8 protein-coding genes and 1 tRNA gene are annotated in these 6,240 nt (G+C 41.2%); 3 read left to right on the forward strand and 6 right to left on the reverse strand.

Annotation, left to right across the window (positions count from 1 at the left end; translation table 11 throughout):
- Window positions 1-182 precede the first annotated feature (182 nt).
- From AB5903_RS06720 to AB5903_RS06740, 5 genes are all read right to left on the reverse strand, one after another.
- On the reverse strand, window positions 183-833 hold the full coding sequence (locus AB5903_RS06720) for a MarC family protein (protein ID WP_117667385.1): 651 nt from the start codon (window positions 831-833) through the stop codon (window positions 183-185).
- A gap of 53 nt (window positions 834-886) precedes the next feature.
- Window positions 887-1,579, reverse strand: coding sequence for a YjjG family noncanonical pyrimidine nucleotidase (locus tag AB5903_RS06725; RefSeq protein WP_117905051.1), 693 nt, complete (start codon window positions 1,577-1,579; stop codon window positions 887-889).
- 89 nt (window positions 1,580-1,668) lie between these two features.
- The gene (locus AB5903_RS06730) at window positions 1,669-2,547 is read right to left on the reverse strand and encodes a hypothetical protein (RefSeq protein WP_060386687.1); all 879 of its coding nucleotides are present in this window, start codon (window positions 2,545-2,547) and stop codon (window positions 1,669-1,671) included.
- A gap of 34 nt (window positions 2,548-2,581) precedes the next feature.
- Entirely contained in the window at window positions 2,582-3,256 is a 675-nt protein-coding gene (rsmI, locus tag AB5903_RS06735) for a 16S rRNA (cytidine(1402)-2'-O)-methyltransferase (protein WP_195658166.1), read from the reverse strand.
- A gap of 13 nt (window positions 3,257-3,269) precedes the next feature.
- Window positions 3,270-3,818, reverse strand: coding sequence for a hypothetical protein (locus tag AB5903_RS06740; protein WP_117905049.1), 549 nt, complete (start codon window positions 3,816-3,818; stop codon window positions 3,270-3,272).
- Window positions 3,819-3,927: 109 nt separating this feature from the next.
- On the opposite strand from AB5903_RS06740, the gene AB5903_RS06745 reads away from it, so the two are divergent.
- The 3 genes from AB5903_RS06745 to AB5903_RS06755 all read left to right on the forward strand — a co-directional run bounded on the left by AB5903_RS06745 (window position 3,928) and on the right by AB5903_RS06755 (window position 5,836).
- Window positions 3,928-4,533 carry a thymidine kinase gene (locus AB5903_RS06745; protein WP_117905047.1) on the forward strand — a complete coding sequence of 202 codons (606 nt, stop codon included), beginning with the start codon at window positions 3,928-3,930 and terminating at the stop codon, window positions 4,531-4,533.
- A 20-nt stretch (window positions 4,534-4,553) separates the two neighbouring features.
- Window positions 4,554-5,678: an AI-2E family transporter gene (locus tag AB5903_RS06750; RefSeq protein WP_117905045.1), complete on the forward strand. Its 1,125-nt coding sequence runs from the start codon at window positions 4,554-4,556 to the stop codon at window positions 5,676-5,678.
- Between the two features lie 85 nt (window positions 5,679-5,763).
- Window positions 5,764-5,836, forward strand: a tRNA-Lys gene (locus AB5903_RS06755).
- Window positions 5,837-5,965: 129 nt separating this feature from the next.
- Here the strand turns inward: AB5903_RS06755 and AB5903_RS06760 are convergent.
- The coding region (locus AB5903_RS06760; RefSeq protein ID WP_368117702.1) for a transposase at window positions 5,966-6,240 on the reverse strand (275 nt) is incomplete at its 5' end.

Here is a 6,240-nt window from a genome sequence, read left to right on the forward strand (position 1 = left end):
CTAACCAGTACCGGTTTGTCATAATAGCAGAAAAGACAAACCGGTAGTTAAGCTTTCTGATGATAAAACATAAAGCATGATATGGTATTTCACGCTAGTTATAAAAAAGGTTGCAAACGGAAGACTGTTTTCCTGTTTGCAACCTTTTTTCATTACTGCCAAATTCCGGCTCTCTTATTTAATTACATCAAGCAACCTTCCTTTACAATATCCGTCAATATCGGCTTCACTCCGCTAACGAAACATTCTACGGCAATCACCATCAAGATGAGTCCCATAAGGCGCATCATCACATTATTACCGGTTTCCCCTAATAAATTGACCAAACGGGTGGAAGCCTTCAATATCAAGAATGTAAGAAAATAAATAAGGGCAATAGTGCCTATAAGCACCCCTTTCATCTCAAAGGAATGTGCATCTTGCATCAGTACGATTGCATTGGCAATAGCGCCCGGACCACATAACATCGGAATACCTAAAGGAGTAATCGAAATATCATCCGCATAGGTCTTGATTTCTTCATCTTTCAATTTCATCGGTGTATAGCGTGCCTGCAGCATATCAAAACCAATCTTGAAAATGATAACGCCACCCGCTATTCGGAAACCGTTTGTCGAAATACCGAAAAACTTGAAGAGGAATTGCCCGGCAAAGACAAAGACCATCAATGTGATAAACGAGACTAATGTTGCGCGCTTTACGATAGAACAACGTTCTTTATCGGTCATACCCTGCGTCATAGTCAGAAAAACCGGCATTGTGCCCAACGGATTAGTCAACGTAAAGAAAGATGTGAAACACAACAATGCAAAAGGAATGAGAGTTTCCATAATAGTATTTTTAGATGTTCATCATTGGAAACAAAAGTACAACTAATCTGTCAATGTCACAAAAAATTAAATAAATCTTTCAAATCAGTAATCTGATAGGTAGGAGCAAAAGGCAAGTCGGTACGACCGGACAAGTTGTAAAACACCTGGTGCATGCCTACTCCCGCCGCTCCGACTATATCATTTTCCCAACTATCTCCGATCATCAGCGAATTATTCAACTCGGACTGGGTTGTCGAAAGAGCAAAATGAAAAATCTCAGGCCAAGGCTTCAGGATTCCGATATCATCGGAAAGAACCACTTTTTTGAAATATTCATCAATGCCCGACGAACGCATTTTATGACTTTGGAGTTCTTTAAATCCATTTGAAAGAATGTACAAATTGTATTTTCCCGAAAGATATTCCAGCACTTCACGCGCATGTGGCATCAATTTGCTTTTGGTAGGAATCATTGTAAGAGCATCTCTTTCGTAAGCCTTTGCCAAAGTGGAGTCACCTGCTCCTACAGCCTCCAAAGGATAAAGATAACGTTGACGGTTTAACTCTTCTTTCGTGACTTTACCATCTGCATACTCTGCCCATAAATCCAGATTGCGACGCTGATAAAGTGAATAATAATGCTCGAACGAATCGAAATAGCGATCGTATCCATACTTCCAGTACATTTCTTCATAGGTATCACGAGCATTGAGAGAGAACGCCCAAAGCGTATCGTCCAAATCAAAAAAAAGATTTTTATAAAGCATAAAAAAGAATACTAAAAAGGCTGTTTCAAAAGCAGGCCTACAAACGAAACGCACTTTTGAAACAGCCCTATCAATTATCAATCAAGTAACTATTTCACTTGAATTACCAGATACTTGGAAACGCTCCAGAATTCTTTCGGATTAGTAATCTTCAATGTCAACTGATCTTTATCATCTTTTTCCAAGGCATAAGAACCGGTAGGATGGGTAGTCAGAATATCGGCATCTTTGGAATACAGTTTGATTTCTTTGGTAGTACGAATATCAACCTGGGTAAAATAATCCTTATTGACATCACCATCTTTCAAGACCGAACCTTTTTTAAATAATCCGGAACCGCTCAGAATTTTCTGGTCTTTCAGTTCTTTCTTCGTTCCGAATACAAACCATGCAGTATTAAGCGCTTTATCCTGTTCTGCCACTGTCTTGGCTTTTGCCTCATTCTCAGCAGTCAATTCACTCTTGACAGCATTCAAATCCGTAACGGCGGCATCCAACTCCTGGATACGGATATTCTTAGAAGCCAGTTCGGCCTGTAACTCTTCGATACGCTGGGTTTTCGCATTCAGTTCCTGTGTCAAAGACTCAACAGCTCTTTTTAACTGAGAAGAGTTGGTCTTGCTGTTTTTCAACATAGATTGCAGCTTGGCAATCTGCTCTTTGTTCTCTTCCATTTGCTTACGGATGAATTCAATATCAGAGGCTATCTGCTGTTTAGCATTCAGAGAACCCTCTGCAACTGCACCACGCTGCAAGTCTACACGGCTTTCTGCCGCATTGATTTGACGAAATCCTTCCGAAATATCATTGAAAGTGCCCATCATTTCATCCAGTTCAGCATTACGCTGAGTCAGTTCCATTAAAAGAGAATCATTCTCAGCTTTCAACTGATCTTTGCTACCACCTGAAAAGCTGTCACATGAAGCCATAACGGCTGTACATACAATCAAAACTGCTAACTTTTTCATACGCTTTTGTTTTACGTTTTGTTAATGAAGTTATTTAATCGTCTATTCCTGCTACTACAATCACTATCTCACCACGCGGTTCGTTGGCTGTGAAATGTTCTATCAATCCGGTAAGAGTACCACGTACCGTCTCCTCATGTATCTTGGATATTTCACGGGAAACGGACGCCTGCCGTTCCGAACCGAAATATTCTGCAAACTGCATCAGTGCTTTTACCAAACGGTGGGGAGATTCATAGAAAACCATTGTCCGGCGTTCTTCCGCCAAACCTTTCAGACGTGTCATCCTACCTTTCTTCTGAGGAAGAAAACCCTCAAAGCAGAACTTCTCGTTGGGCAATCCGGAAGCCACCAATGCCGGAACAAAAGCAGTAGCCCCCGGCAGGCACTGTACTTCGATACCGTTACGGACACACTCGCGAACCACCAGAAAACCCGGATCGGAAATACCTGGAGTACCGGCATCTGAAATCAACGCCACAGTCTCACCACCCTTTATTCTATTTACAACACTTTCTACTGTTTTATGTTCATTAAATTTATGATGAGACTGCATCGCATTCTTTATCTCAAAATGCTTCAGCAATATTCCGGAAGTACGCGTGTCTTCTGCCAGCACCAAATCCGCTTCTTTCAATATGCGGATAGCGCGAAAAGTCATATCTTCCAAATTTCCTACTGGCGTAGGCACTACATAAAGTTTTCCCATATCCGCTACTTTTTTAACTGAAATACTTCTTGAGAAGTTCTATAAAATCAGCAGCCGCCTCATTTTCCTCATCCGGTTGTACAGTTGACATAAATACAGACATAGCCTCATCCAAAGAGGAAGCCCCACCGCAAAGGCGCACCACCTCATTCATACGTGTCGCATCTCCGGCAAACAATTCACGGGTAAAACGAAACGAATCATTCAGACTGATAGCATGTTGTAAGTCCGTAGCCGGCTTAATACGTTCGGCAAGAATCTGAGAAGCAGGTACTGCAATATCCGAAACGTGAGTTGCCTCAACCGGAACATCAGCAACCGGTTCGGAAATCACTTCCGATTCAGTTGTTTTCTCCACAATGTCAGAAGCAACATGTTCCGCCGGAGTTATCACAAAAGTGTCATCCAACAGTTTAGTCAGCGCATCCAACCGCTCCTGCATCTGATGAATATTCCTTTTAGCAACTATTCTCAGCACAGGATTTGTATCAGTGAGCATCGACTGTATCAAACATTTCAATTCCTGAACATCCAGTTCTATATCATTCAATAATGCTTGCATATCCTTTTCCTGTCCGTATTAATGGCACAAATGTAGAAATAAATAATGAAAAAATATCCGGAAGCGAACAAAATCATTACTTTTGCGACTGAATATAACACTCAAAGATATGGTATTATTTTCGGAAGACCACATACAAGAAACCAAACGCAGAGGAAGAATTGAAGTTATATGCGGATCCATGTTCTCCGGCAAGACAGAGGAACTGATACGCCGTTTGAAACGTGCCAAATTTGCCAAGCAACGTGTAGAAATATATAAGCCGGCAATAGACACGCGTTACTCAGAAGCAGATGTCGTATCGCATGACAGCAACATCATATCCTCTACACCGATAGACTCATCGGCAAGCATACTGCTATTCACTTCCGAAATAGATGTAGTAGGCATCGACGAAGCGCAATTCTTTGACGAAGGCCTGATTGATGTATGCAACCAGCTTGCCAACAATGGTATACGTGTAATAGTAGCCGGATTGGATATGGATTTCCGCGGTAATCCTTTCGGCCCCATGCCGGGGCTGTGCGCCATTGCAGATGAAGTTTCCAAAGTGCATGCCATCTGTGTAAAATGCGGACAGCTTGCTTCATTCTCTCACCGTACTGTAAAAAATGACAAACAAGTTCTGTTGGGTGAAACAGCCGAATACGAACCCTTGTGCCGAGAGTGTTATCTGCGGGCGATAAAGGAAGACCAGCAAACAACAAGCGATTAATAAATTTAATACAGGATTCTATGGAACGTAAAAAGATTACATTCGACAGTTTTATCCGCGGTGTCATTTTAGGAGTTATCATTATCGGCATATTGATGCTTCTGAAGCGTTTAAGCAGCGTTCTATTACCTTTCTTTATCGCTTGGCTTATTGCCTATCTGGTATATCCTTTGGTCACATTTTTCCAATACAAGCTAAAATTAAGAAATAGGATTGTTTCCATATTCTGCGCATTACTCACACTTCTGATTGTGGGTGCCGGAGCTTTTTATCTGTTAGTACCCCCTATGATACAAGAATGCGGCAGAGTACAGACTTTATTGGTCCAATACTTTTCGCACGGAACATATAATAGTAATGTCCCCACCTCTCTTTCCGACTTTTTACGAGATAATATCGATGTTAAATTTATAACCGAACTATTCAATAAAGAGAACCTGTTGGATGCGCTCAAAGAAGCAGTTCCCCGCCTATGGTCTTTATTATCGGACTCCGTTGACTTATTATTCAGCGTATTCACCATATTCATTATCTTACTATACGTTATCTTCATTTTATTAGACTACGAAAGCATCGCAGAAGGTTGGACGCATCTCGTGCCTATGAAATACCGCTCTTTCGTGGTAGGCATACTAAATGACGTAAAAGTAGGTATGAACAGATACTTCCGCGGACAGGCATTCGTAGCCTTATGTGTCGGCATTTTATTCAGCATAGGCTTTCTTATCATAGACTTCCCATTGGCCATAGGTCTCGGTTTGTTCATCGGGGCATTGAATATGGTGCCTTATCTTCAAATCATCGGTTTGGTTCCTACTATCATACTGGCAATCCTGAAAGCCTCCGACACAGGCGAGAATTTTTGGATAATCATCGCCTCAGCCATGGCAGTATTCATTGTAGTGCAAACCATCCAAGACGGATTCATCGTGCCACGTGTTATGGGGAAAATTACCGGACTAAATCCTGCTATCATTCTATTATCACTTTCCATATGGGGTTCATTAATGGGAATGTTGGGAATGATTATCGCACTACCACTCACAACGCTGATGCTCTCCTACTATCAACGTTTCATTATCAACAGAGAAAATATTCATAAGACAGAATCAACTGATAATCAAACAAAAGGAATAAACAACTAAAATAATGCAAACTTTTTTCGTTATAAGTCTTGCATATTAAATATAAAGTCCATATCTTTGCACCCGCTTAACAGCAATAAGGATTGATTCGCTAGCTCAGCAGGTAGAGCACAACACTTTTAATGTTGGGGTCTTGGGTTCGAGCCCCAAGCGGATCACTTGAGAATCAAGCAGTTATCTAAAAAGATAACTGCTTTTTTCTTTTGTATATACTGCGATTTGACGGCTTTGATGGGGTCAGCGGATAATTCTGGGTCAGCGGATTTCCCCGGTTGGCAAGCTTTCTTTTAAGCGTATAGCCTAGCCAGTCTGAACATGAAGAATTTCAGATCAGCCACCCCTCTTAACTGGCTTCGAAAAGCTTTGATTTTAGCATTGAACGACTCCGCTGAAGCATTTGTCAATCGTTCTTCAAAATAATTTATGATGGTCGTACTATGGTTTGAAAACGTATCAAGTACCTTGTTGAACTCCATATAGTCAAACCTTTCCACTTCATTGTACCATCTTGCGAGATTTAGCCTTGCTTCATCGAGACCTGACTTCTTGTTGAAGATGTCTG

The sequence above is a fragment of the Bacteroides sp. 2201st1_D9_2201SCRN_220225 genome (genome assembly GCF_040928965.1).
Classification (GTDB): domain Bacteria; phylum Bacteroidota; class Bacteroidia; order Bacteroidales; family Bacteroidaceae; genus Bacteroides; species Bacteroides stercoris.